22 protein-coding genes and 1 tRNA gene are annotated in these 22482 nt (G+C 72.1%); 4 read left to right on the forward strand and 19 right to left on the reverse strand.

All coding sequences use genetic code 11. The features are described from left to right. Positions 1-119: 119 nt before the first annotated feature. The 6 genes from AAH991_RS13030 to AAH991_RS13055 form a co-directional block, all read right to left on the reverse strand. Positions 120-962: a dienelactone hydrolase family protein gene (locus AAH991_RS13030; protein WP_346226042.1), complete on the reverse strand. Its 843-nt coding sequence runs from the start codon at positions 960-962 to the stop codon at positions 120-122. Positions 963-1113: 151 nt separating this feature from the next. Beyond that, positions 1114-1776 (reverse strand): SRPBCC family protein, encoded by a 663-nt coding sequence (locus AAH991_RS13035; protein ID WP_346226043.1) that lies wholly within the window; start codon positions 1774-1776, stop codon positions 1114-1116. A 74-nt stretch (positions 1777-1850) separates the two neighbouring features. Continuing rightward, complete coding sequence (locus AAH991_RS13040) at positions 1851-3197, reverse strand: CynX/NimT family MFS transporter (RefSeq protein WP_346226044.1); 1347 nt, start codon at positions 3195-3197, stop codon at positions 1851-1853. A gap of 190 nt (positions 3198-3387) precedes the next feature. Continuing rightward, positions 3388-3774: a hypothetical protein gene (locus AAH991_RS13045; RefSeq protein WP_346226045.1), complete on the reverse strand. Its 387-nt coding sequence runs from the start codon at positions 3772-3774 to the stop codon at positions 3388-3390. Next, the gene (locus tag AAH991_RS13050; protein WP_346226046.1) at positions 3771-4124 is read right to left on the reverse strand and encodes a hypothetical protein; all 354 of its coding nucleotides are present in this window, start codon (positions 4122-4124) and stop codon (positions 3771-3773) included. The genes AAH991_RS13045 and AAH991_RS13050 overlap by 4 nt, the downstream gene beginning before the upstream one ends. A gap of 92 nt (positions 4125-4216) precedes the next feature. Then, positions 4217-5311, reverse strand: a complete 1095-nt coding sequence (locus AAH991_RS13055; RefSeq protein WP_346226047.1) for a carboxylate-amine ligase — start codon at positions 5309-5311, stop codon at positions 4217-4219. Between the two features lie 144 nt (positions 5312-5455). Here AAH991_RS13055 and AAH991_RS13060 point away from each other — a divergent pair, with 144 nt between their 5' ends. Continuing rightward, on the forward strand, positions 5456-6841 hold the full coding sequence (locus AAH991_RS13060; protein ID WP_346226048.1) for a Dyp-type peroxidase: 1386 nt from the start codon (positions 5456-5458) through the stop codon (positions 6839-6841). A 7-nt stretch (positions 6842-6848) separates the two neighbouring features. Here AAH991_RS13060 and AAH991_RS13065 read toward each other — a convergent pair whose 3' ends face one another. The 5 genes from AAH991_RS13065 to AAH991_RS13085 form a co-directional block, all read right to left on the reverse strand. After that, positions 6849-7643, reverse strand: coding sequence for a glycoside hydrolase family 16 protein (locus AAH991_RS13065; protein ID WP_346226049.1), 795 nt, complete (start codon positions 7641-7643; stop codon positions 6849-6851). Positions 7644-7752: 109 nt separating this feature from the next. After that, positions 7753-7825: transfer RNA gene (locus AAH991_RS13070), tRNA-Ala, on the reverse strand. A gap of 91 nt (positions 7826-7916) precedes the next feature. After that, complete coding sequence (locus tag AAH991_RS13075) at positions 7917-8552, reverse strand: histidine phosphatase family protein (protein WP_346226050.1); 636 nt, start codon at positions 8550-8552, stop codon at positions 7917-7919. 25 nt (positions 8553-8577) lie between these two features. After that, on the reverse strand, positions 8578-8982 hold the full coding sequence (rsfS, locus tag AAH991_RS13080) for a ribosome silencing factor (protein ID WP_030505838.1): 405 nt from the start codon (positions 8980-8982) through the stop codon (positions 8578-8580). 134 nt (positions 8983-9116) lie between these two features. Continuing rightward, positions 9117-9638, reverse strand: a complete 522-nt coding sequence (locus AAH991_RS13085; RefSeq protein ID WP_346226051.1) for a helix-turn-helix domain-containing protein — start codon at positions 9636-9638, stop codon at positions 9117-9119. A gap of 71 nt (positions 9639-9709) precedes the next feature. Between AAH991_RS13085 and AAH991_RS13090 the strand changes: the two genes are divergently transcribed. Continuing rightward, entirely contained in the window at positions 9710-10927 is a 1218-nt protein-coding gene (locus tag AAH991_RS13090) for an MFS transporter (RefSeq protein ID WP_346226052.1), read from the forward strand. Here AAH991_RS13090 and nadD read toward each other — a convergent pair. Continuing rightward, positions 10890-11501, reverse strand: coding sequence for a nicotinate-nucleotide adenylyltransferase (gene nadD / locus AAH991_RS13095; protein WP_346226053.1), 612 nt, complete (start codon positions 11499-11501; stop codon positions 10890-10892). The genes AAH991_RS13090 and nadD overlap by 38 nt on opposite strands. Positions 11502-11607: 106 nt before the next feature. Here nadD and AAH991_RS13100 point away from each other — a divergent pair, with 106 nt between their 5' ends. Further along, positions 11608-12627 (forward strand): M48 family metallopeptidase, encoded by a 1020-nt coding sequence (locus AAH991_RS13100; RefSeq protein WP_346226054.1) that lies wholly within the window; start codon positions 11608-11610, stop codon positions 12625-12627. 48 nt (positions 12628-12675) lie between these two features. Here the strand turns inward: AAH991_RS13100 and AAH991_RS13105 are convergent, their stop codons facing one another. Then, positions 12676-14277 (reverse strand): serine/threonine-protein kinase, encoded by a 1602-nt coding sequence (locus AAH991_RS13105; RefSeq protein WP_346226055.1) that lies wholly within the window; start codon positions 14275-14277, stop codon positions 12676-12678. A gap of 174 nt (positions 14278-14451) precedes the next feature. Between AAH991_RS13105 and AAH991_RS13110 the strand changes: the two genes are divergently transcribed. Next, on the forward strand, positions 14452-15120 hold the full coding sequence (locus AAH991_RS13110) for a LuxR C-terminal-related transcriptional regulator (protein WP_346226056.1): 669 nt from the start codon (positions 14452-14454) through the stop codon (positions 15118-15120). Positions 15121-15123: 3 nt separating this feature from the next. Here AAH991_RS13110 and AAH991_RS13115 read toward each other — a convergent pair whose 3' ends face one another. From AAH991_RS13115 to AAH991_RS13140, 6 genes are all read right to left on the reverse strand, one after another. After that, positions 15124-16380 (reverse strand): glutamate-5-semialdehyde dehydrogenase, encoded by a 1257-nt coding sequence (locus AAH991_RS13115; protein ID WP_346226057.1) that lies wholly within the window; start codon positions 16378-16380, stop codon positions 15124-15126. Between the two features lie 14 nt (positions 16381-16394). Next, a complete protein-coding gene (proB, locus tag AAH991_RS13120) occupies positions 16395-17525 on the reverse strand; it encodes a glutamate 5-kinase (RefSeq protein ID WP_346226058.1) in 1131 nt (376 codons plus the stop codon). A gap of 25 nt (positions 17526-17550) precedes the next feature. Continuing rightward, entirely contained in the window at positions 17551-18900 is a 1350-nt protein-coding gene (gene obgE, locus AAH991_RS13125) for a GTPase ObgE (RefSeq protein WP_346226059.1), read from the reverse strand. A gap of 96 nt (positions 18901-18996) precedes the next feature. Next, positions 18997-19254: a 50S ribosomal protein L27 gene (rpmA, locus tag AAH991_RS13130; protein WP_030505847.1), complete on the reverse strand. Its 258-nt coding sequence runs from the start codon at positions 19252-19254 to the stop codon at positions 18997-18999. A 46-nt stretch (positions 19255-19300) separates the two neighbouring features. After that, positions 19301-19615 (reverse strand): 50S ribosomal protein L21, encoded by a 315-nt coding sequence (rplU, locus tag AAH991_RS13135; RefSeq protein WP_030505848.1) that lies wholly within the window; start codon positions 19613-19615, stop codon positions 19301-19303. A 188-nt stretch (positions 19616-19803) separates the two neighbouring features. Continuing rightward, the gene (locus AAH991_RS13140; RefSeq protein ID WP_428833982.1) at positions 19804-22047 is read right to left on the reverse strand and encodes an Rne/Rng family ribonuclease; all 2244 of its coding nucleotides are present in this window, start codon (positions 22045-22047) and stop codon (positions 19804-19806) included. Positions 22048-22482 lie beyond the last annotated feature (435 nt).

Raw genomic sequence — 22482 nt, forward strand, 5'->3', positions numbered from 1 at the left:
GGCGGGCGGCGGAGAGACGATCAATGTCACGCGGGCACCGTAACGCGCCCGAGCAGCTCACCGCATCACCATTTAGGCACTTTCGGGGGTGCCGGTGCGCGCGGCCTCGGCGGGAAGGCTTAGTCTTGCATCGTGGCAGCCCGAGGCGAGGTCAGGTCGCCTCGGGCTGTCCGCTCTCCCGGACGCTCTCCGGACGCTTGCCGGACGCTTGCCGGACGCTCCCCGTCGAGGAAGCCCAGGATGCGCGCCCAGGCGTCGGCGCAGGCCTCTGCCAGCTCCGGGCGGCCCAGCTCGAAGAAGCTGTGCGGCGCTCCCGGATAGGTGACGAACTCGTGCGCCACCCCGGCACTGCCGAGCGCCTCGCCGAACGCGCCCACCACTTCGGGGGAGATGCCCTCGTCGGCGCCGCCGAACAGCCCCAGGATCGGCCCGCGCAGCTCGCCGGCCATCTGCGTGGGGCCTGGGTTGCCGAACAGCACGTCCGGATAGCCGTACAGGCCGATCGTGCCGGCGAGCCCGAAGCCGGGCCGGGCCGCCATGAACGCGAGCCTGCCGCCGAAGCAGAAACCGAGCGAGACGACCTCCTCGCGCCCCTCGGCGCGCAGGTGTGCGGCGCCCGCGGCGATGTCGGCGAAGAGCCCGTCCTTGTGCGCCCGGCCCAGGTGCTCCATGAAGGGGAAGTCGTCTGGCCGGGTGCCGGTGCCGGCCGTACGCCCGAAGTAGTCGATGGCGAGAGCGGTGTGGCCCTGCTCCGCGAGCCGCTCGGTGAGACGCTCGTAGAACCCCGACAGCCCCCGGTTGTCCGGCAGGACGAGCACCGCCGGACCGGACGGGCGGCCGGGGCGGGACAGGAAGGCGGCGAACCTCGCCCCGTCGGCCGACGTGAGGACGACACGCCCGGACGTCACCGTCGTACGCGGAGAGCCGTGGACGGGGGGCATGGCATCGGGTTCGTAGCACACGGGCTGCATCCCTTTCGATCGCGTCAATGGATACACCCGTGAGGCTATAAGAATGTTTTCCCATCATATCATGGCAAAATAAATTTCCGATCTCGTGCAAATAACAAGCCCATCTCCCGAATATCGGGAGATGGGCCTGCCGATGCGTGGATCAGATCAGCGGACCGGGCGTGTCGCGCGGCGGCAGCGGGCCGGTGCCGGGGACGGGACCCGTGCCGGGAGCGGGCGGGATCGGGCCGGTGCCGGGCGGCGGCAGGGGCGTCTCGCGCGGATACTCGGGGTTCACCGTCCGGGGCGGCATCGGCTCGCCGATGTCATACCCCGTGCCGGACCCGCCGGTGCCCGTGCCGCCCTGCTGGTGCGGGCCGGGAACCTCACCGCGCCAGGCGCCGGTCTCGCTGCCGCGCGATTCGATGAACGTCTTGAAACGCTCCAGGTCGCCCTTGACCCGCATGCGGACGATCTGCAGGGCGTCCGCGGCCTTCTCCAGGAAGCCCTCGGGGTCGTACTCCATCTGCAGGGTGACGCGGGTGGTGTCGTCGTCGATCCGGTGGAAGGTGACGACGCCGGCCTGCCGCGGCGTGTCCACCGAGCGCCAGGCCACCCGCTCGTCGGGGTGCTGCTCGGTGATCTCCGCCTCGAACTCCCGCCGGACACCGGCGATCTCGACGACCCAGTCGGTGCGCGTGTCGCCGATCTGCTTGACCGACTCCACGCCCTCCATGAACTCCGGGAAGCTCTCGAACTGCGTCCACTGGTTGTACGCGGTGCGGATCGGGACATTCACGTCGATTGACTGCTCGATCGAGCTCATGCCTTCTCCTTCTCTCGTGGGTTTCTGCACTTACGCCTGCCCCGAGAGGGAGAGGTAAACCCGGGCGCGCGAGCTCAGCGGGAGGCCGACCTGCGGCGATCATCTCCCCGGCCCGCACCGCGCCGTCCGGCCGGACGGGTCAGGCGCGACCGCGCACGCCGCGCCTTGTCGGCCGACCCGCGCATCCGCCCCACCACGAGGTCGCGCACGCCCCGGGAGACATGGTCGTCGCGCCGCCCGCCGGGCGCGGACCCGGGCGTGACCACGGTCTCGTCTTCCAGCACGCGGTCGGCCGCGGCGTACCAGCCGGTGACCACCTGCACGGCGAGCGCGGCGAACAGCAGGCCGAACGGCAGCACCCACCCCCCGCTCACCTGGTGCAGCAGGCCGAACGTGATCGGCCCCGCACCCGCGATGAGATAACCGGCGCTCTGCCCGAAGGCCGACAGCGCGGCGGTGCCCGCCGCGGTGCGGGTCCGCATGGCCAGCATCGCCAGCGCGAGCGGGAACGTGCCCCCGCCGACGGCCACGAGGATCGACCACGCCCACAGTGCCTGCCCGGTGAGCAGGCCCGCGAAGCCCACCGCGTACAGGACGGCGAAGACGATCACCATCGGGCGCTGGCCGGACAGCCGGGTCGCCAGCGCGGGCACCGCCATGGAGACGGGGATGCCGAGCCCGGTGAACACGGCGAGGACCAGACCGGCCTGCCCGGCGGTGTAGCCGTTGTCCCGCAGCAGCAGCGGCAGCCAGCCGAACATCACGTACGCGATGAGCGACTGCGAGCCGAAATAACCGGCCACCGCCCAGGCGAGCCTGCTGCGCAGGAGGCCGTCGGCTCCGGCCTTCACGGAGGTGTCGCGCCGCTCCGGCTCACCGCGCCTGAGCGCGAGCCACGGAATCGCGGCGACGGCGGCGAGAACCGCCCACACCCCGAGTGCCACGTGCCAGTTGCCTCCCGCGGCCTGCTGCACGGGAACGGTCGCGGCGGCGGCGACCATCGTCCCGGCCGCGAGGGCCGTCGAGTAGACGGTGGTCATCGCGCCCGCCCGCCGCGGGAAGTGCCGCTTGATCAGCGCGGGGATGACGACGTTGCCGACCGCGCCGCCCGCCAGCGCGACCGTGCTGGCCGCCATGAACGGCACGGCCGAGTCGACGAGCGAGCGCACGGCCTGCCCTGCCGCGAGCAGGACGATCGCGGCCAGCAGCAGCCTGTGCTCCCCCATCCTGCGGGACATGGCCGGCGTCAGGGCGCCGAACAGGGCGAAACTCATCACCGGCAGCGTGGTGAGGAGCCCCGTCATCGCCCCCGACATGCCGAGGCCCGTGCTCACCTCGTCGAGAACGGTCCCCACGCTGGTCACCGCGGTGCGCAGGTTCAACGCGGCGAGAGCGATACCCCCGGCGATCAGCCAGGCCATCGATCCGCGCCGTGCTCCCCATGGTGATCTCCATGGTGCTCGCAGCACGCCCCTCCGCGTCTCGACGGCACTCATCGCCGCAACATCTCCCCTCATCCAGTCATCCTACGATTGGCAACATACCAAAGCCCCCATCGCTCTCATTTGTTCCCGGCTTCCCGCGGGCTTCCGCTGCTCTGCGAAAGGGCCGCTACGAGCGGCGGACGCCGCGCAGCAGCCAGAGCAGACCGACGACCGGCAGCACGAGCGGCACGAAGAGGTACCCGCTGCCGTACCCGGACCACACGGTCTCGTCCGGGAAGGCGGCGGGGTCGGCCAGGCTCAGCGTGCCGACGACCAGCACTCCGGCCAGCTCGACCAGGCAGGCGGCCACCGCCAGGCGCCGGGCGCCCCGGGCCAGCGCCACCGTGAGCACGATGTAGACCACCCCGGCGAACGCCGACAGCGCGTACGCCAGCGGCGCCTCGGCGAACCGCGTGGCGATCTGCACGGCGGCGCGGGACGTCGCGGCCAGCGCGAAGATCCCGTACACGGCCACGAGCACGCGCCCCGGCCCGGTGCCGGAAGGAGCGCTCATGCGCCCGCGTTCCAGATCTGCAGCAGCCGCCCGGTCATCACGGCCACGGTGAAGGCGGCCACGGCGATGACCCCCGGGCCCCAGCGCGTACGCTCCGCACGGCCCCACCACATGGCGGCGGGCGGGATCACCGCGGTGCCCGCCAGGTAGCCGATGAAGGTCGCCTTCTCTGCGACGTGGCCGAGCCCGGCGAGCGCGAGACCCGCCTGCGCGAGCACGGCCAGCTCAAGCAGTCCCAGCCCGGCCAGCAGCACCGGCCCCATCGGCCTGTCCCGTACGGCGGTGACGACAGCGGCCAGCGCCAGCAGCAGGGCTGCGCCGATCAGCCAGCCGGAGTAGGCGCCGTTCACGCCGCGCTCGGGGCGGGGATCGCAGACATGGCCAGTGACATGGCCAGTAGGGTATCGGCCCGCTCGCCCGCCCCGTCACGTGCACCTGGCGACTAGCGCTGCCGGGTCTCGGCGAGCAGCAGGTCGACCGCGTCCTCCGGCTTTCCCTCGACCGCGTACGCCCCCCGCTGGCGGGAGGCGGAGCTGCCCCGGCGCAGCGCGGCGTCGGCGAGCTCCGAGACGGTCTCCCAGTCGCCGAGGTCCTCCAGGGTCGGCCGCAGCTCCTCCAGCATCCGGGCGATGAGCCGCGGGGCCGGCTCCGGCCGGCTCGTCAACGGGGACAGCAGGTCGCCCTCCAGCCCGTCCCGCGCCGCCCGCCAGTTGGCCGCGCGCAGCAGCGCCAGACGCTGCTCGCCGGTCGGCGGCTCGCCCCGCTCCACGGCCTCCATCTCCCTCGTCATGAGGGCGCGGAAGAGCCCGGCGAGCAGCACCACGTCGTCGGCGAGCGGGCAGGAGTCGCAGATGCGCATCTCCACGGTCGGCACGTGGGCGCTGAGCCGCAGGTCGAAGTAGACCATGCCCCGATCCTCGATGACGCCTGAGGCCACCAGGTCCTCGGCCGTCCTGTCGTAGTCGGCCGCGTCCGCGAACGGGCCCAGGGGCCCGGCCGTCGGCCAGCGCTGCCAGGTCAGCGCCCGGCTGCTGGCGTACCCGCTGTCCTCGTCCATCCAGTACGGCGAGCTGGCGCTGAGCGCGAGCAGCGGGGGAAGCCACGCCTCGACGCGCTGGGCGGCGAGCACCGCCACGTCCCTGTCGTCGATCTCCACGTGCACCTGCGCCCCGCAGATGAGCTGCTCCTCGGCGAGGAACCGGTAGGACTCCGACAGGTAGCGGTAGCGCTCCCCGGGAGTGAACGTGTAGCCCTCGATGCCGGTGATCGGGGTCGTGCCGGAGGCGATGACGCCCACCCCCAGCGGCTCGCCGGCCGACACGAGCGCCTGGCGCAGCCGTACGATCTCGGCCCGTACGTCGGCCAGGTCTTCCATCGGGGTGCTGTTGGTCTCCACCACCGACCGCTGCAGTTCGGCCGCGAACCCCTCGTCCGGCAGCCTCTCCAGCATCGACTCCGCCAGCGGCGTCAGCCGCCGGGTCTCGAGATCGACGACAAGGAACTCCTCTTCAACGCCGACAGGCCGTCTCTTCGTCATGACCGATCACTACCCGCGTGGTGCGGAATAGGCCTGACCTGGCGTGTCCCGCACAGGGAAAGTCAGAGCGCACCGAACCTTTTCCGTGGATGATGACTCTTATCGGTGGGGGCCCGACATTTCCACTACGGGGAAGGAATCGACATGCCGGTCGACCTGTCCAACGGAAAACCGCTCGCATGGGATTCGGCGAAACTCGACGCCGACACCAAAGCGATGCTCGACAACCTGCAGCCGAACATTCTGCAGGGGCACGTACGGGAAAGCATGTCCCTGCTGCTGGTGCGCTTCGGCGACGGCCCGGACGGCAGGCGCTTCCTGCGCTCCCTCGTGCCGCTGATGAAATCGGCCAGGAAGCACCTGGAGGAGGTCCGCGACTTCAACCGCTCGAAGAAGCCCGGCACGCCGTACGTGGGCGTGGGAATCAGCAAGCTCGGTTATCTCAAACTGGGCGAATCCACCACGAAATTCACCGACAACGCGTTCAAGTCGGGCATGAAGCGGCGGAAGGACACGCTGAGCGACCCCGCGGTCGGCGCCTGGGAGAAGCACTACCAGGAGGAGATCCACGCGATCGTGCTGATCGGCGACGCCACGTCCGAGCCGGTCGCCGCCACCCGCACGCGGGTCCTCGCGCTGCTGCCGAAGAGCGCGAAGATCGTCGGAGAGGAGAAGGGCGAGGGCCTGCGCGACGCCCAGGGACGGGGCATCGAGCACTTCGGCTACGTGGACGGCCGCAGCCAGCCGCTGTTCCTCGCCGACCAGGTGGCCGCCGAGTCCGGCACCAACTGGAACCCGTTCTTCCCGCTGAGCCACGTGCTCGTCCCCGACCCCCTCGCTCCCCATCCGAGCCGGCACTTCGGCAGCTACCTCGTCCTGCGCAAGCTGGAGCAGAACGTCCGCGCGTTCCGCGAGGCCGAGGAGGCCCTCGCCGACGCGCTCGGCCTGAAGGGAGACGACCGGCCGCTCGCGGGCGCGATGCTGGTGGGCCGGTTCCGCAACGGCACCCCGCTGCGGCTGCACGGCAAGCCGAGTTCCGATGGACACCCGGTGCAGAACGACTTCAGCTACCGCGACGACCCCGGGGCGAAGTGCCCGGTGAGCGCGCACATCCGCAAGGCCAACCCGCGTGACTCGCGGGACGGCGGCCTGGAGCGCGCCCTCGGCGTCATGATGGCCCGGCGCGGTCAGACGTACGGCAGGCGCACCGACAGGCCGTGGGACGACGCGGGTCCGGAGACCAGGCCGACGGGCGGGGTGGGCCTGCTGTTCATGGCGTTCAACTCCAGCCTGCAGAACCAGTTCGAGTTCACCCAGCAGACCTGGGCCGACAACCCCGATTTCCCGGCCGGCGACACCGGCCACGACCCGGTGATCGGCCAGGGCAAGCGGGAGGTCAAGGTGCGCTACCCGAAGACGTGGGGCGGCACGAAACTCAGCGCGCCCCAGCGGCAGGTCCCCCAGACCGTGACGATGAAGGGCGGCGAGTACTTCTTCATGCCGTCCCTCGCCTATCTCAAGAGCCTCTGACCCCTCGTCAGGCTCGGGAGCGGCCGACGTAGACGTTGCGGGCGCGGTAGTAGGTGGCGGCGCTCGGCCCCGGCGAGCCGGACGAGCCCTCCATCTGCAGGTTGATGATCAGCCACATCGGCTTGCCGACGAAGCCACGGGCGTGGTGGACGGCCTTCCACTGGCCGTCGACGTAGTAGTGGATGTCCACGTCCGTGGCGCTCACCTTGGTGATCCACGCCCGGTAGGTGTGCCAGGAACCGGGCGACGAGACGCCCACGACCGTGCTGTCCACGTCGGACGAGGTCCGGAACGTGTTGAACCAGTTGCGGCCGTCGCCCTTGAACTCCAGGATGTCGCTCTCGGGCGGCCAGCTGTTCACCCCGGTGAGCCAGAACGCCGGCCAGGTCCCCCGGGACGACGGCGCCTGGAAGTCTCCCTTGACCTCCCAGTTGGGGAACTGGTCGTTCACCACGACCTGGTCCCGGGCGTGGATCGCGCCGGAGTGGTAGTGGATCGCCGGATGCGGGTCGGCGCTGCTCGTGCCCTCGTCCCAGGTGATCCGGGTGGCCGTCAGCGTCAGCACACCGCCGGACAGCGCGATGTGGTTGTGGTCGCTCGGCGAGCCGTACATCCGGGCGGAGCCGTTGTGGTCGGATCCCCACGGATACAGGTACTTCCACTCCGACTCGAGGGCGGCGTAGCCGGAGAACGAGCCGGTGTCGACGACCGTCTCCCACGCCGCCGCGCGCGCCGGGGCCGGAACCGTGATGGCCGAGCCCACCACGGCGGCCGCGAGGAGAAGAGCGCTGTGACGTCTCACGCTCGGAAGAGTCGGCCGGCGGCCGGAGGCGAGTCAACGCCCGCGGCGAGGCGCTGGGCGGGAGCGCAGGTCATCGGGAGACGGACGTGAAAGTTCCAGTCGTCGTGGGTGGAGCTATGGGGATTCGAACCCCAGACCCCTTCCATGCCATGGAAGTGCGCTACCAGCTGCGCTATAGCCCCTTGCCACCGCTCCGGGTGCTCCCGGCGCGGCGCTCGGAGAGCATATAGGGATGCCCGTCCGTTTACCTAATCGTCACCGGTCCCACCCGTATCAGGAGTCGGCGGTGGCGGCCGGGCTGTCGTCGCTGCTGATCGGCTCCGGCAGCGTGCCGGCGTTGTGCTCCAGCAGGCGCCAGCCGCGGCGGCCCTCCTCCAGGACCGACCACGAGCAGTTGCCCAGACCGCCGAGCGCGGACCACAGCTCCTGCGGCAGCCCGAGCAACCGGCAGATGCCGAGCCGCAGCGCGGCGCCGTGCGAGGCGACGACCAGCAGGCCGTTCTCGTCGAGGCGGGACGCCCAGCGCCCGATCGCACCGGCGACGCGGTCGGCGACATACGCCACGTCCTCGCCGCCCGGGGCCTCCCACGCCTCGTACTCGACCGGCCAGCCCGCCCTGATCTCGTCGCGGGTCAGGCCCTCCCACTCGCCGCCGCCGCGCTCGCGCAGGTCCTTGTCCACGGCGACGTCGAGTCCGGTGAGCCGGCCGAGGGCCGAGGCGGTGTCGTACGCGCGCCGCAGGTCGGAGGAGACCAGCATGGTGGGCCGCAGCGCCGCGAGCAGGGAGGCCGCCCGGGCCGCCTGCGCGATGCCGGTCTCGTCCAACGCGATGTCGGTGTGCCCCTGGAAGCGTTTCTCGACGTTCCACAGCGTCTGCCCGTGCCGAAGGCAGACGACGCGACGGCTCATCGCGCCGCCCCGATGATGGCGTTCGTCACCGGGCCGCTCCGTGCCCGCGCTGCTCGGCCACGCGCTTGACGCTCTCCGGCAGTTCGATGGACGGGCAGTCCTTCCACAGGCGCTCCAGCGCGTAGAAGTTGCGGTCCTCCTCGTGCTGCACGTGCACCACGATGTCGAGGTAGTCGAGCAGGACCCAGCGGCCCTCCCGCTCGCCCTCACGGCGTACGGGCTTGGCGTCGGCCTCGACGCGCAGGCGCTCCTCGATCTCGTCGACGACCGCGCGGACCTGGCGGTCGTTGGAGGCGGAGCAGAGGAGGAAGGCGTCGGTGATGACGAGCTGGTCGCTCACGTCGTAGGCGATGATGTCGTCGGCCAGCTTCTCGGCGGCGGCCTCGGCCGCCACCCGCACGAGCTGGATCGATCTCTCGGATGCTGTCACGATTCGGTTCTGTCCTCCGTTGACGGGCTCTTTACCAGGGTGCACAGTCCACGTGTCCCCTACAACCGGCTTTCCCGGCCACGACCCTACCGGCACACCCTGTCGATTCCGGTGTTATGCCCGGGATCAGGATTTCAACGTCCTCCGGAGCCCGTCGATTCCATCAGAGGAAAGGCCGCGACGGTGGCGCCGACCCGGATGGTGCCCGGCGTGTGCGGGGCCGCCGCACCGTCGTGCAGGTCGACGATCGCGGCGAGGATCCTGCGGCGGACGTCGTGCCACAGCTCGGGCTCGACCCACAGCTCCGCGTCGGCCGTCACCCCCTCCTCGCCCGCCCGCCGCCGCCCGGCCCGCTCGCGCAGCGACCGCGCCAGCGCCTCGGCGAGCAGCGGGAAATCGTCCCGCTGCTCGGTCAGCGGGGTGCCTCCCACCGCCCGGTAGCGGCGCTCCCGGCCGCCGCGCCGGACCCGTACGTCGGCGAGTTCGGCCAGCCCGGCGTCGTCCAGGCAGCGCAGGTGGTGGCTCGCGAGGGCGTGCGAGATGCCCAGCTCGCGGGAGAGCTCGGCCGCCGACATGGGCTCGCCCCACATGAGCGAGAGCATGCGCAGCCGCATCGGATGCGCGAGCGCCCTGAGCCTGGGATCCGACTCCGCCATGGCGGAAAGTAAACACCATCACAACCCCCAAGCATTGACTTGGGGGTTGCTTGAGGCGATCATCGATCGTCGTGAAAGCCGCTCTCGCCGACCGCAACGCCCGCCGTTACCTGAGCGCCGTCGTCGTCTCCGGTTTCGGCACCATGGCCATGTCCCTGGTCGCGGGCATCTGGGTGAAGTCGCTGACCGGGTCGGACAGCCTCGCCGGTCTCACCGCGTTCTGCTTCTGGGCGCCGACGGCGGCCGGGCCCGCGCTCGGCGCGCTGGCCGACGTCCTCGGCGCCCGGCCCGTGCTCATCTGGACCAACGTCGTGATGGGCGCGGTGCTGTGCCTGCTCTTCCTGGTCCGCTCCCCCGCGCAGGTCTGGCTGCTGTTCGCGGTGCTGGTGCTCTACGGCGTGAGCTTCGTCCTGCTCGACGCGGCCGAGGCGGCCGTCCTGCCCGCGGCCGTCCCGGAGGCGTTGCTGGCCGAGGTCAACGGCCTGCGCATGAGCGCGTCGGAGGGCACGCGTCTCGCCGCGCCCCTGCTCGGCGCCGGGTTGTTCACCGTCGCGGGCGGCGACGCGGTGGTCGCGCTCGACGCGGCCACCTTCGCGGCCTGCGCCTGGCTGCTCGCCTCACTGCGCCTGCCGCGCACGGCCGGATCTCGCGCCCCCGCGGCGCGCGGGTGGGCGGCCCGGACGGCGGACGGGGCGCGCTTCCTGTTCGGCGACCCGTTCCTGCGCCGCCTCGTGCTGTCCGGCGCGGTGCTGATGCTGGTCTCCGGCGTCAACGGCGCGGCCGTCTTCGCCGTGGTCGACCACGGCCTGCACCGGGAGCCGGGCTTCACCGGTGTGCTGTCCGCGATCCAGGGCGGCGGCACGGTCCTCGGCGGCCTGATCGCGGGGCCGGTGCTGCGCCGGGCCGGGGAGGCGCGGCTGTCCGCCGCCGGAGGGCTCCTCTTCGCCGTCTCCGTGGCACTGCGCGCCACCCCCTCGGAGCCCGTCGTGGCGGCGGCGAGCCTGCTGTCGGGGCTTGGCCTGCCCTGGGTGCTGGTCGCCGCCTTCACCGCCGTACAGCGGATCACACCCCGCGACCTGCTCGCCACGGTGTCCGCGACCGCCAACAGCCTGCTGTTCGTGCCGACGGCCGTGGGGATGGCCCTCGGCGCGGGACTCCTCGCCCTGACCTCCCACCGTCCGGTGCTGTACGCGGCGGCGCTCGCCGGCGCGCTCGCCGCGGCGTACGGCCTGCGGGACCGGCGACGGGCCGTCAGGACTCCGGATCGCGGTACAGGTGGCGCTTGTTGATGTACTGCACGATGCCGTCGGGGACCAGGTACCAGATGGGCTCCCCGGCGGCCACCCGGTCGCGGCACTCGGAGGAGGAGATCGCCAGGGCCGGGATCTCGACCAAACTGACCTTGCCCGCGGGCAGGCCGGGGTCCTGCAGCGTGTGACCGGGCCGCGTGCAGCCGACGAAGTGCGCGATGGTGAACAGCTCGTCGACGTCGCGCCAGCTGAGGATCTGCGCGAGCGCGTCGGCGCCGGTGATGAAGTACAGCTCCACCCCCGGGCCGTACACCGCGGCGATGTCCCGCAGCGTGTCGATCGTGTACGTCGGGCCGGGCCGGTCGATGTCCACCCGGCTGACCGAGAAGCGGGGATTCGAGGCGGTGGCGATGACCGTCATCAGGTAGCGGTCCTCGGTGGAGGACACGGTCTGCTCGGCCTTCTGCCAGGGCCGCCCGGTCGGGACGAACACCACCTCGTCGAGATCGAAGTGGTGGGCCACCTCGCTGGCCGCCACCAGGTGGCCGTGGTGGATCGGGTCGAAGGTCCCGCCCATCACGCCCAGTCTCCGGATCGCCGTCCCGTTTCGCATGCACGGACGATAACGCGCCTGCCGGACCACGCCCGAAACCGGCCCCTGCCCGGCCGGCCCGGGCTCCTCACGGCGTCCCGCGCGCGCCCGGCTTGTGAGACATAGCATGCGGGACATGACCACTCCCGATCGCAATCGCGTGCAGCTGACCGGCATCAGCTCACGAGCCTACGAACATCCCGCCGACCGTTCCGCCCTGGTCGCGATGCGTTCGCTGTCCGGGTTCGACGCGGTGCTCAAGCGCACGTCCGGCCTGTTCAGCGAGCGCCGGCTCCGCCTGATGTTCCTGGCCTCCGCGGTGCGCACCACCGACACCCAGTTCCGCGCCCTGCACGACATCGGCCGCGACAGCGCCTACATCCTCGACCTGCACAAGATCCCCGAGATCTACGTGCAGCAGGACCCGAAGGCGTACGCGATGGCGATCGGTTTCGACGAGCCGTTCATCATCGTCTCGACGGGGCTGCTCGACCTGATGGACGACGAGGAGCTGCGCTTCGTCATCGGCCACGAGACCTCGCACATCCTGTCGGGTCACGCCGTCTACGGCACGATGCTCGCGATCCTGACCCGCCTGGCCACGCGGGTCGCCTGGATCCCGCTCGGCTACATCGGCCTTCGGGTCATCGTCGCCGCCCTGGAGGAATGGCAGCGCAAGGCGGAGATGTCCGCCGACCGCGGCGGCCTGCTCGCCGGGCAGGACCCCGACGCCGCGCTGCGGGCGCTCATGAAGCTCGCCGGCGGCTCGCGCCTGCACGAGATGAACATCGAGGCGTTCCTCGACCAGGCCAGGGAGTACGACACCGCCGGCGACGTGCGGGACGGTCTGCTGAAGGTCCTCAACATGCTCGGCACCACCCACCCCTTCGCGGTGACCCGGGTCGCCGAGCTCGACCGGTGGCGTCGCAGCGGCGAGTACGAGCGCATCATCGCGGGCGACTACCCCCGGCGGGAGGACGACGCCAACGCCAAGATCACCGAAGAGATCAAGGCGGCGGCCAACTCCTACCGCGAGTCCTGGGCCCAGTCGCAGGACCCGTTCATCGGCGTGCTGCGCGACGTCGCCGAGGGCGCGGTCAACGCCGGCGAGCGTATCTTCAACCGCTTCGCCCGCCGCGAGAACTGACCCCGGGACGCGCCCGCGGGCTGCCCGCGGCCGTCAGAAAGAAGGCCGTCAGAAGAAGAAGGCCAGGGCGCGCACGGCCGCCGCGCAGAGCGCGACGAAGCCGCCCAGGACGGCGAGCGCGCGCAGGCCCTCCCGCCGCAGGCCGGGAATGGCCGCTCCCGCGCGCTCGATCTCCCGTCCGATGATCGCGCCGCTGACGACGCCGAACGCGACGCCGGCGATGGTGACGGGCACGGGCCGCGTCCACCACTCCGGCTCCAGCCGCGCCCCCGAGCCCGCCCACAGCGCCGCGAACGCCGCCGCGGCGGCGGGCAGCCCCGGCCACGCGGCGGCCGACAGCAGCGAGCCCGCGAGCGTGAGCGGGAACGCCAGCGCGCGCAGGAGTGCGCGGGCGCGGCCGGGCCTGCGGCCGCGCACCAGCCAGTGGCTGGTCCACACGGCCCTGGTCACCACGGCGAAGGCCGCCGTGATCGCGAAGGTCGCGAGCGGGTAGATCACCGACGCCACCACGCACGGGACGGCCAGCAGGGCGACCAGGACCAGGGCGGCGTTCCCGGTGGGGATGCCGAGCGCCCCCTCGGGCGCGTGGGTGTCCGCGCGGCCGCCGGCGGACCTGGCCTGTGCGCCCGTCCCGCCGCGCCCACGTGGACGCTCCGCGGCCTGGCCCTTTGCCGCCGGGTCCGCGGTCTGCCCCGTCGCCGTACGGGCGGGCGCCTCCGCGCGGACCCGCGCGACCGCCTCCGCCCCGACCCTGTCGGCGGCGCGATCGGCGCTCCTGTCGGCCCTGTCGGCCGCCCTGTCGGTGACACGGTCGGTGACGCGGTCGGTGACACGGTCGGCGGCGGACGTCTCGCTGACCCGGGCGAGCCGGGACAGGCGGTCGGCCAGCAGGGCCGCGGTGGGACGGCGGGCCGGGTCGCGGTGCAGCGCCGCCCGCACCAGCGGCAGCAGGGCCGCGGGGACCCCCACGAGATCGGCCTTGCCGTTGAGCACGGCGTACATCTGCGACTCCGCCGTGCCCCGCCCGAAGGTCGGCCGTCCGGTGGCGGCGAACGCCACGGTGGCGGCCCAGCCGTGGACGTCGGCGGGCTCCCCCACCGTCTCGTCCGAGAACACCTCGGGAGCGCAGTAGCCGGGCGTGCCGAGGAACGCGCCGGTCATCGTGACCCGCGTCGCGTCGAGCACCTGGGCGATGCCGAAGTCGATCAGCACCGGCCCGTCCTCGCCCAGCAGGACGTTGGCCGGCTTGACGTCGCGGTGCACGACCCCGGCCGCGTGGATGATCGCCAGCGCGGCCGCGAGGCCCTGCGCCAGCGCGATGAGCCGGGACTCCTGCAGCGGCCCGCGCCGCCGTACGGCGTCGAGGAGGTTCTCCCCCTCGATGTACTCCATCACGAGGTACGGCCGGTCGCCGGACAGGTCGGCGTCGAGCACCTGGGCGACGTACGGGCTCTCGACCCGGCGCAGCGCCCGGACCTCGCGTTCGAGTCGTAATCGGGCGTCCGGGTCGTGCTCGATGGGGTCGCGGAGCATCTTGACCGCGACGCTGTCGCCCCGGCGGCCGACGGCGAGGTACACCTCACCCATGCCACCCCGGCCCAGCCGCTCCTGCAGCGCGTAGGGGCCGACCCGACCAAGACGTCCAGCCATAGGAGCGCCAACCATAGCGGCCCGGGCGCCCGAATCGGCGGAGGCGCGCCGTCGAGGCCCCATACAAGCCGTTGCCAACCGGCTCACAAGCGCGCCCCGGCAGTCTGTCCACGACGACGACGGCCGGACCGCAGGGCCCGCGCTCCCCATCGGCGAGACGAAGACAGATGAACGATGACTGACTCCTCCGGCGCGATCACCGTCGTGATCGCCGACGATCACCCCCTGTACGTCGAGGGGATCCGGTCCGCCCTGCAGCAGGAAGCCGCGCACGCGGACGGCCTCTCCGTCGCCGCCACGGCCTGCGACGACCTCGACGCCCTCCGCCTGTGCGTACGGCTGTCGCCGCGGGTGCTGCTGGCCGACCTGGCCATGCTGGACGGGCTCGACTCCCTGCGCCGCCGCTGCCCGTCCGTACGGGTGCTCGCGCTGGGCGACGACGACGGGGAGGCGGGCTTCCTGGGCGCGCTGCGCGCCGGCGCGTACGGCTACCTGCTGAAGGACTCGCAGCCCGCGGAGATCGCGGCGGCGGTCCGGTCCGTGGCGCTCGGGCAGATGGTTTTCGGCGGCGGGCTGGCGCCCCGGCTCCTCGGCCGTCTCACCACGCCGCCGTCCCGCAGCCCGTTTCCCGGCCTCACCCAGAGGGAGCACGAGATCCTGGAGCGGCTGGCCGACGGCAGGTCCAACGCCGAGATCGCCCGCGAGCTGTGCCTGGCCACCAAGACCGTGCGCAACCACGTGAGCAACGTGCTGGCGAAGCTGGAGGCGCCGAGCCGGGTGGACGCCGCCCTGCGGGCCAGGGACGCGGGCCTCGGCTCGCGTCCCGTGCTCACGCGCGTCTGAGCGTCACCCGCGGATGTGCCCCTCGCCGGTGTAGATCCACTTCGTGGAGGTGAGCTCCGGCAGCCCCATCGGGCCGCGGGCGTGCAGCTTCTGGGTGGAGATGCCGATCTCCGCCCCGAAGCCGAACTCCCCGCCGTCGGTGAAGCGGGTCGAGGCGTTCACCGCGACCGCCGCCGAGTCCACGGTCGCCACGAACCTGCGGGCGGCCTGCTGGGAACGGGTCACGATGGCGTCGGTGTGGGCCGAGCCGTACGTGCGGATGTGCGCGACGGCGTCGTCCAGCGAGTCGACCACGGCGGCGGCGATGTCGAGGGAGAGGTACTCGGTGGTGAAGTCCTCCTCGGTGGCGGCCACGACGTCGGCGCCGTAGGCCCGCACCCGCTCGTCCCCGTGGACGGTGACGCCCGCGTCCTTCAGCGCCGTCAGCGCCTTGGGGACGAACTCGTCGGCGATGGCCGAGTGCACGAGGAGCGTCTCGGCCGCGTTGCACACCGAGGGCCGCTGCGCCTTGGCGTTCACCAGGATCTTGAGGGCGGTGTCGACGTCCGCGTCGGCGTCCACGTACACGTGGCAGTTGCCCACGCCGGTCTCGATGACCGGCACGGTCGACTCCTCGACCACGCTGTTGATCAGCGAGGCGCCGCCGCGCGGAATCAGCACGTCGACCAGGCCGCGGGCGCGCATCAGATGCTTGACCGACTCGCGGGTCCGGCCCGGCACGAGCTGCACGGCGTCCGCCGGCACCTCGGTCGCCGCCAGCGCCTGCTGCATGACGCGCACCAGCGCCGTGTTGGAGGAGTACGCGCTGGACGACCCGCGCAGCAGCACGCCGTTGCCGCTCTTGAGGCACAGCGCGGCCGCGTCCACGGTCACGTTGGGCCGGCCCTCGTAGATGATGCCGATGACACCGAGGGGCACCCGCACCTGACGCAACTCCAGGCCGTTGGGCAGCGTGCCGCCGCGCACGACCTCGCCGACCGGGTCGGGCAGGTCCGCCACCTGGCGGACGGCCGCCGCGATCGTGGCGATCCGGCCGGCGTCGAGCCGCAGCCGGTCGATCATCGCCTCCGAGGTGCCGTTCTCCCTGGCGCGGTCCACGTCCGCGGCGTTGGCCGCGACGATCTCGTCCGTGGCGGCCTCGAGGGCGTCGGCCACGGCCCGCAGCGCCGCGTCCTTCGGCGCGCGCGGCATCGGCGCGAGCACCGTCGCGGCGTCCCTCGCCGCCCGCGCGACCTTCAGAAATTCCTCTGCCTCAGACATTGCCTCGCGCTCCGTCACTTGTGGTGGTGGACAGGCTCCAATATCACGATGTCGTCCCGGTGGATCAGCTCGCGCTCGTACTCCGGGCCGAGTGTGCTGGCGAGCTCCCGGGTGGAGCGGCCGAGCAGGTCGGGGATCTCCCCCGCGTCATAGTTGACCAGACCCCGGGCGACGACGGCTCCCGACGGCGCGCACAGGTCGACCGGGTCGCCCGCGGCGAAGTCGCCCTCGACCTTCTCGACGCCCGCGGGCAGCAGCGACTTGCGCCGCCCGACCACGGCCTCGACCGCGCCGGCGTCCAGGTGCAGGCGGCCCCGGCCGGTCGTGGCGTGGGCGAGCCACAGCAGCCGGGTGCCGGGGTGCCGGCCCCCCGGGTGGAAGCAGGTGCCGATGTCGGCCCCCGCGAGCGCCTGCGCCGCGTGCGCCGCCGCGGTGAGCACGACCGGGACGCCCGCCCCGGTCGCGATGCGGGCCGCCTCCACCTTGGTGATCATGCCGCCGGTGCCGACCCGGCCGGAGGTGCCCAGCTCGACGCCTTCCAGGTCCTCGGGACCCCGGACCTCGGCGATGCGGGTGGCGCCGTCCTTGCGCGGGTCGCCGTCGTACAACGCGTCGACGTCCGACAGCAGCACCAGCCCGTCGGCGTGGGTGAGATGGGCCACCAGCGCCGCGAGCCGGTCGTTGTCCCCGAACCGGATCTCGTCGGTGGCGACCGTGTCGTTCTCGTTCACGACGGGCACGATGCCGAGCTCCAGCAGCCGGGCCAGCGCCCGCTGGGCGTTGCGGTGGTGGATGCGGCGCATCATGTCGTCGGCCGTCAGCAGCACCTGCCCCACCCGCAGGCCGTACCTCGCGAAGGACGAGGTGTAGCGGGCGACCAGCACGCCCTGCCCGACCGAGGCGGCCGCCTGCTGGGTCGCCAGGTCCTTGGGCCGGTCGCGCAGCCCCAGCGGCCCGAGCCCGGCGGCGATCGCGCCGGACGACACGAGCACGATCTGCGTGCCGGCCTTGCGCCGCGCCGCCAGCACGTCGACCAGCGCGTCCACCCGGTCGACGTCGATCGTGCCGCGGGACGTCGTCAGCGACGACGACCCCACCTTGACCACCAGCCGCGCGGCCTCGCGGATCCGTTCCCTGCCTGTCACGCCTTCTCCCACTCCGGCTCCCCGATCAGCCGAGCCTCGCGTCGCTGCCACGCGGGCCCATCGTCGCCTCCGTGCCCTGCGACGGCTGCCAGTCGAAGACGTAGCCGCCCTCCATCGAGCCGATGATCACCTCGGCGCCGGCCGTCGCACCGGCCTTGATCAGCGCCTCCTCGACCCCGAGCCGTTCGAGGCGGTCGGCCAGGTAGCCGACGGCCTCGTCGTTGGAGAAGTCGGTCTGCCGGATCCACCGCTCGGGCTTCTCACCGGTCACCTGGAAGCGGTTCTCGTCGACGCGCCGCACCGAGAACCCGGTCTCGCCGAGCTGCCTGGGCCGGATGACCAGCCGCGTGGGCTCCTCGACCGGAGCCTGCGCCCGGGCCGCCGCCACCATCTCCGCCATCGCGAACGCCAGGGACCGCAGACCCTCGTGGCTGGCCGCGGAGATCTCGAAGACGCGCAGGCCGCGCTCCTCCAGCATGGGCGTGACGATGTCGGCCAGATCCCGGCCGTCGGGCACGTCCACCTTGTTCAGCGCGACCAGCCGCGGCCGGTCCTGCAGCGACCCGTACGCCGCGAGCTCGGCCTCGATCACCTCGTAGTCGGTGACCGGGTCGCGCCCGGGCTCGATCGTCGCGCAGTCGAGCACGTGCACGATCGTCGAGCAGCGCTCGACGTGCCGCAGGAACTCGTGGCCGAGGCCCCGGCCCTCGGACGCCCCCGGGATGAGCCCCGGCACGTCGGCGACCGTGAAGACGGTCTCACCCGCCGTCACCACGCCGAGGTTGGGGATGAGCGTCGTGAACGGATAGTCAGCGATCTTGGGCCGGGCCGCGGAGAGCGCCGCGATCAGGGACGACTTGCCCGCGTTGGGGAACCCGACCAGCGCCACGTCGGCGACCGTCTTGAGTTCGAGCACGATCTCGGCCTCGTCGCCCGGCTCGCCGAGCAGCGCGAAACCCGGCGCCTTGCGCTTGGCGTTGGCCAGCGCGGCGTTGCCGAGACCGCCGAAGCCGCCCTGCGCGGCGACGTACCGGGTGCCGGCGCCGACCAGGTCGACCAGCACCTCGCCGGTCCTGGCGTCCTTCACGACCGTGCCGTTGGGCACCGGAAGGACGATGTCCTCACCGTTGGCGCCGTCCCGGTTGGAGCCCATGCCCTGCTTGCCGTTGCCCGCGCGGCGGTGCGGCCGGTGGTGGTACTCCAGCAGGGTGGCCGTGTTGGGATCCACCTCCAGGACGACGTCGCCGCCGCGTCCGCCGTTGCCGCCGTCGGGCCCGCCCAGCGGCTTGAACTTCTCCCGGTGGATGGAGGCGCAGCCGTTGCCCCCGTCACCCGCCTTGATATGCAGGACGACGTGGTCCACGAAGTCGGCCATCAGCCGCTCCCCCTAACTGCCGTATGAAAAAACGAATGAGGCGGACCGAATGCTCGATCCGCCTCATCGCGCTGCTTGCTGGTGTCCGGGGCGGATCTACTCCGCGGCCGGGACGATGCTCACCGCGCGGCGACCGCGCTTGGTGCCGAACTGCACCCGGCCGGTGGCCAGGGCGAACAGCGTGTCGTCGCCACCACGGCCGACGTTGTCGCCGGGGTGGAAGTGCGTGCCGCGCTGACGGACGATGATTTCGCCCGCGTTCACCAGCTGACCGCCGAAACGCTTCACACCGAGGCGCTGAGCGTTCGAGTCACGGCCGTTCCGGGTGGACGAGGCGCCCTTCTTGTGTGCCATGATTCACTCCCTTTCGGGGGTAAGCGGGGGTCGTCCCCCGGGAAAACTACTGTCCGGGGTTGATGCCGGTGACCTTGACCTGGGTGTACCGCTGGCGGTGACCCTGGCGCTTCTTGTATCCGGTCTTGTTCTTGTACTTCAGAATCCGGATCTTCGGGCCCTTGGTCTCGCCGAGGATCTCGGCGGTCACCTGGAACCGGGAAAGCGTGGCTGCGTCGGTGGTGACATCGCCGTCGTTGACGACGAGCACCGCCGGCAGCGACACCGAGGAGCCAACCTCTCCGGCGACCTTGTCCACCTCGAGGACGTCCCCGACGGAGACCTTCTGCTGCCTGCCGCCGCAACGAACGATCGCGTACACCGCGGAACCCTTCTACTGGCTAAATGCTGAGATGCCGCGCCCCGCATCCAGCTGCTGTCGATAACACGACCGGCGATCCGGGCAGGCGCGCGAAGCCAGGCACGCCGACACCGGGCGCACCGGTTGCCTAGGGTACCGGATATCCGGCACCCAGGTCGAACCGAGCGGACCGCCGGGTGACGAAGTCGTTACTCCGCCGTCTTCCTGCGGGAACGTCGCCGTCCCCGGGAAGCCGGCGCGGAGCCGTCGCCCTCGTCGGAGTTGGTGGGATCGGCGTCGATGGCGTCGGTGACGCTCTCGCGCGCCGAACCCGACGCCGCGGCCACCGATCCCTCGTTGGCCGCGAGCTTTTCGGCCACCGTCTTCTCGATGGCCATCTTGCCCTGCGTGCCACGCGGCTCGGGCTTCGCCTCGACCGGCTCGGTCGACACGATGATCCCGCGCCCGTGACAGCAGTCGCACGGCGTGGAGAACGCCTCCAGCAGGCCTTGGCCGACCCGCTTGCGCGTCATCTGCACCAGACCCAGCGAGGTGACCTCGGCCACCTGGTGCTTGGTCCGGTCCCGCGCGAGGCACTCCAGCAGTCGCCGGAGCACTAGGTCGCGGTTGCTCTCCAGCACCATGTCGATGAAGTCGATCACGATGATGCCGCCGATGTCCCGCAGCCTGAGCTGACGGACGATCTCCTCGGCCGCCTCCAGGTTGTTGCGGGTGACGGTCTCCTCGAGGTTGCCGCCCTGCCCGGTGAACTTACCGGTGTTGACGTCGACGACCGTCATCGCCTCGGTGCGGTCGATCACCAGCGAGCCGCCGGACGGGAGCCACACCTTGCGCTCCATCGCCTTGGCGATCTGCTCGTCGATCCGGTAGGCGGAGAAGGCGTCGGTCTCCTCCTCCCACTTCGTCAGGCGCTCGGCCAGGTGCGGGGCGACGTAGCGGACGTACTCGTCCACCGTCGTCCACGCCTCGTCGCCCTCGACGACCAGGGAGCTGAAGTCCTCGTTGAAGACGTCGCGGACCACCCGGACGGTCAGGTCGGGCTCCCCGGACAGCAGTTCCGGCGGACTGGCCGACTTGGCCTTGCGCTGGATGTTCTCCCACTGGGCCGACAGCCGGGCCACGTCGCGGCTGAGCTCCTCCTCCGAGGCGCCCTCCGCCGCGGTGCGCACGATGACGCCCGCGTTCTCCGGCATGACCTTGCGCAGGATCTGCTTGAGCCGGGCCCGCTCCTTGTCGGGGAGCTTGCGGCTGATCCCGGTCATCGAGCCGTCCGGCACGTAGACCAGGTAGCGGCCGGGCAGGCTGACCTGGGAGGTCAGCCTGGCGCCCTTGTGGCCGATGGGGTCCTTGGTGACCTGGACGAGCACCGACTGCCCGGACTTCAGCGCCGCCTCGATCCGCTTGGGCTGGCCCTCCAGCCCCGCGGTGTCGAAGTTCACCTCGCCGGCGTACAGCACGGCGTTGCGGCCCTTGCCGATGTCCACGAACGCCGCCTCCATGGAGGGCAGCACGTTCTGGACCTTGCCGAGGTAGACGTTGCCGACGTACGACTGGCTCGACTCACGGTCGACGTAGTGCTCGACGAGGACGCCGTCCTCGAGCACCGCGATCTGGGTGCGGCCGCCCTGGCGGCGCACGACCATGATCCGCTCGACCGACTCGCGCCGGGCCAGGAACTCCGACTCGGTGATGATCGGGGGACGGCGGCGGCCCAGCTCGCGGCCCTCGCGGCGGCGCTGCTTCTTCGCCTCCAGCCGCGTCGATCCCCGTACGCCCTGGACCTCGTCGACCGAGGTGGACCGGGTGGCGCGGGGCGCCCGGATGCGGACGACGGTGTTCGGCGGGTCGTCGGGGGCCAGTTCGGCCTCCTCGGTGCCGCGGCGGCGACGGCGGCGACGCCGCCGGGTGCCGGCCTGGCCCTCGGAGTCGTCGTCCCCCTGCTCGCGGTCCTCCTCGTCGCCCGGCGCGGCCTGCGACTCCTCGCCCTCGCCCTCGGACTCCTCGCCGTCCTCGGTGTCCCTGGCGCGGGCGCCCCGGCCGCGTCCGCCGCGACGGCGGCGACGCCTGCGGGCGCCGCCGTCGGCCTCGGACTCGTCGTCGCCGGACTCGCTCGTCTCCTCCGGCTCCTCGGCTTCCTCGTCCTCCGCCGGCGTCGGCTCGGCGACGGGCGACGCGGGCCTCTGCGCGGGCACCGCGAACGGGTCGGGAGCCTGGAAGATCGGCTGGAACAGCGCCGACGGCGCCTGGAAGGTCACCGAGGGCACGGACGGCTGGGGCGCCGACAGCCCGAAGGGATCGGCCACCACGTCCGGCCGCCCGCCGTCCTCCTCGACGTCGATGTCCTCGATGTCGAGCGGCTCGTCGTCCAGCGGTTCCTCGTCGGGGAGGTTGAGCCCGAGCGCGGCGGCGACCTCGGCCTCGGCTGCGCTCATGGCCCTGGATCGTTCCGGCGCCGGCTCTTCCGCGCGGGCACGGCGACGCCGCCGCGGAGCGGCGGGCTCCTCGGCCTGTGCCGTGTCCTCGGCCTGCGCCGTCTGCGCCGCCTGCTCCGGCTGGGGGGACGGCTCGGTCTCCTCGGTCCTCTTGCGGGTGCGGCGACGCCGGGCCGGCGCGGCCGGCTCGTCGTCCCCGGTCGTCGCCGCCTCCGGAACGGCCGGCTCCGCGGCCGGCTCGGTGACCTGTGTGTCCATGACCTGTGTCTCGGCGGCCTGTGTCTCGGCGGTCTTGGTACGGCGGCGGGTGACCCGCTTGGGCCGCTCCTTCGCGACCGGCTCCTCCTGCGTCGCCGGCTCCTGCGCGGGCGGCGCGGAGGTCTCGCCGGCGGGCTCGGCGGCCACCGGGACGTCGGCGGCGACCACCGTGGTCAC

It is taken from the genome of Microbispora sp. ZYX-F-249 (genome assembly GCF_039649665.1).
GTDB classification, from domain to species: domain Bacteria; phylum Actinomycetota; class Actinomycetes; order Streptosporangiales; family Streptosporangiaceae; genus Microbispora; species Microbispora maris.

Excerpts from the sequence above, each read along its gene's own strand:
- AAH991_RS13055 (WP_346226047.1), bottom strand. The coding sequence starts at position 5,311 with ATGACGAAGAGACGGCCTGTCGGCGTTGAAGAGGAGTTCCTTGTCGTC.
- AAH991_RS13140 (WP_428833982.1), bottom strand. The coding sequence starts at position 22,047 with ATGAGCGCAGCCGAGGCCGAGGTCGCCGCCGCGCTCGGGCTCAACCTC.
- AAH991_RS13115 (WP_346226057.1), bottom strand. The coding sequence starts at position 16,380 with ATGTCTGAGGCAGAGGAATTTCTGAAGGTCGCGCGGGCGGCGAGGGAC.
- AAH991_RS13105 (WP_346226055.1), bottom strand. The coding sequence starts at position 14,277 with ATGGCTGGACGTCTTGGTCGGGTCGGCCCCTACGCGCTGCAGGAGCGG.
- AAH991_RS13035 (WP_346226043.1), bottom strand. The coding sequence starts at position 1,776 with ATGAGCTCGATCGAGCAGTCAATCGACGTGAATGTCCCGATCCGCACC.
- obgE (WP_346226059.1), bottom strand. The coding sequence starts at position 18,900 with ATGGCCGACTTCGTGGACCACGTCGTCCTGCATATCAAGGCGGGTGAC.
- nadD (WP_346226053.1), bottom strand. The coding sequence starts at position 11,501 with ATGCGAAACGGGACGGCGATCCGGAGACTGGGCGTGATGGGCGGGACC.
- AAH991_RS13060 (WP_346226048.1), top strand. The coding sequence starts at position 5,456 with ATGCCGGTCGACCTGTCCAACGGAAAACCGCTCGCATGGGATTCGGCG.
- AAH991_RS13110 (WP_346226056.1), top strand. The coding sequence starts at position 14,452 with ATGACTGACTCCTCCGGCGCGATCACCGTCGTGATCGCCGACGATCAC.
- AAH991_RS13040 (WP_346226044.1), bottom strand. The coding sequence starts at position 3,197 with ATGGCCTGGCTGATCGCCGGGGGTATCGCTCTCGCCGCGTTGAACCTG.
- AAH991_RS13100 (WP_346226054.1), top strand. The coding sequence starts at position 11,608 with ATGCGGGACATGACCACTCCCGATCGCAATCGCGTGCAGCTGACCGGC.
- AAH991_RS13075 (WP_346226050.1), bottom strand. The coding sequence starts at position 8,552 with ATGAGCCGTCGCGTCGTCTGCCTTCGGCACGGGCAGACGCTGTGGAAC.
- AAH991_RS13045 (WP_346226045.1), bottom strand. The coding sequence starts at position 3,774 with ATGAGCGCTCCTTCCGGCACCGGGCCGGGGCGCGTGCTCGTGGCCGTG.
- AAH991_RS13085 (WP_346226051.1), bottom strand. The coding sequence starts at position 9,638 with ATGGCGGAGTCGGATCCCAGGCTCAGGGCGCTCGCGCATCCGATGCGG.
- rpmA (WP_030505847.1), bottom strand. The coding sequence starts at position 19,254 with ATGGCACACAAGAAGGGCGCCTCGTCCACCCGGAACGGCCGTGACTCG.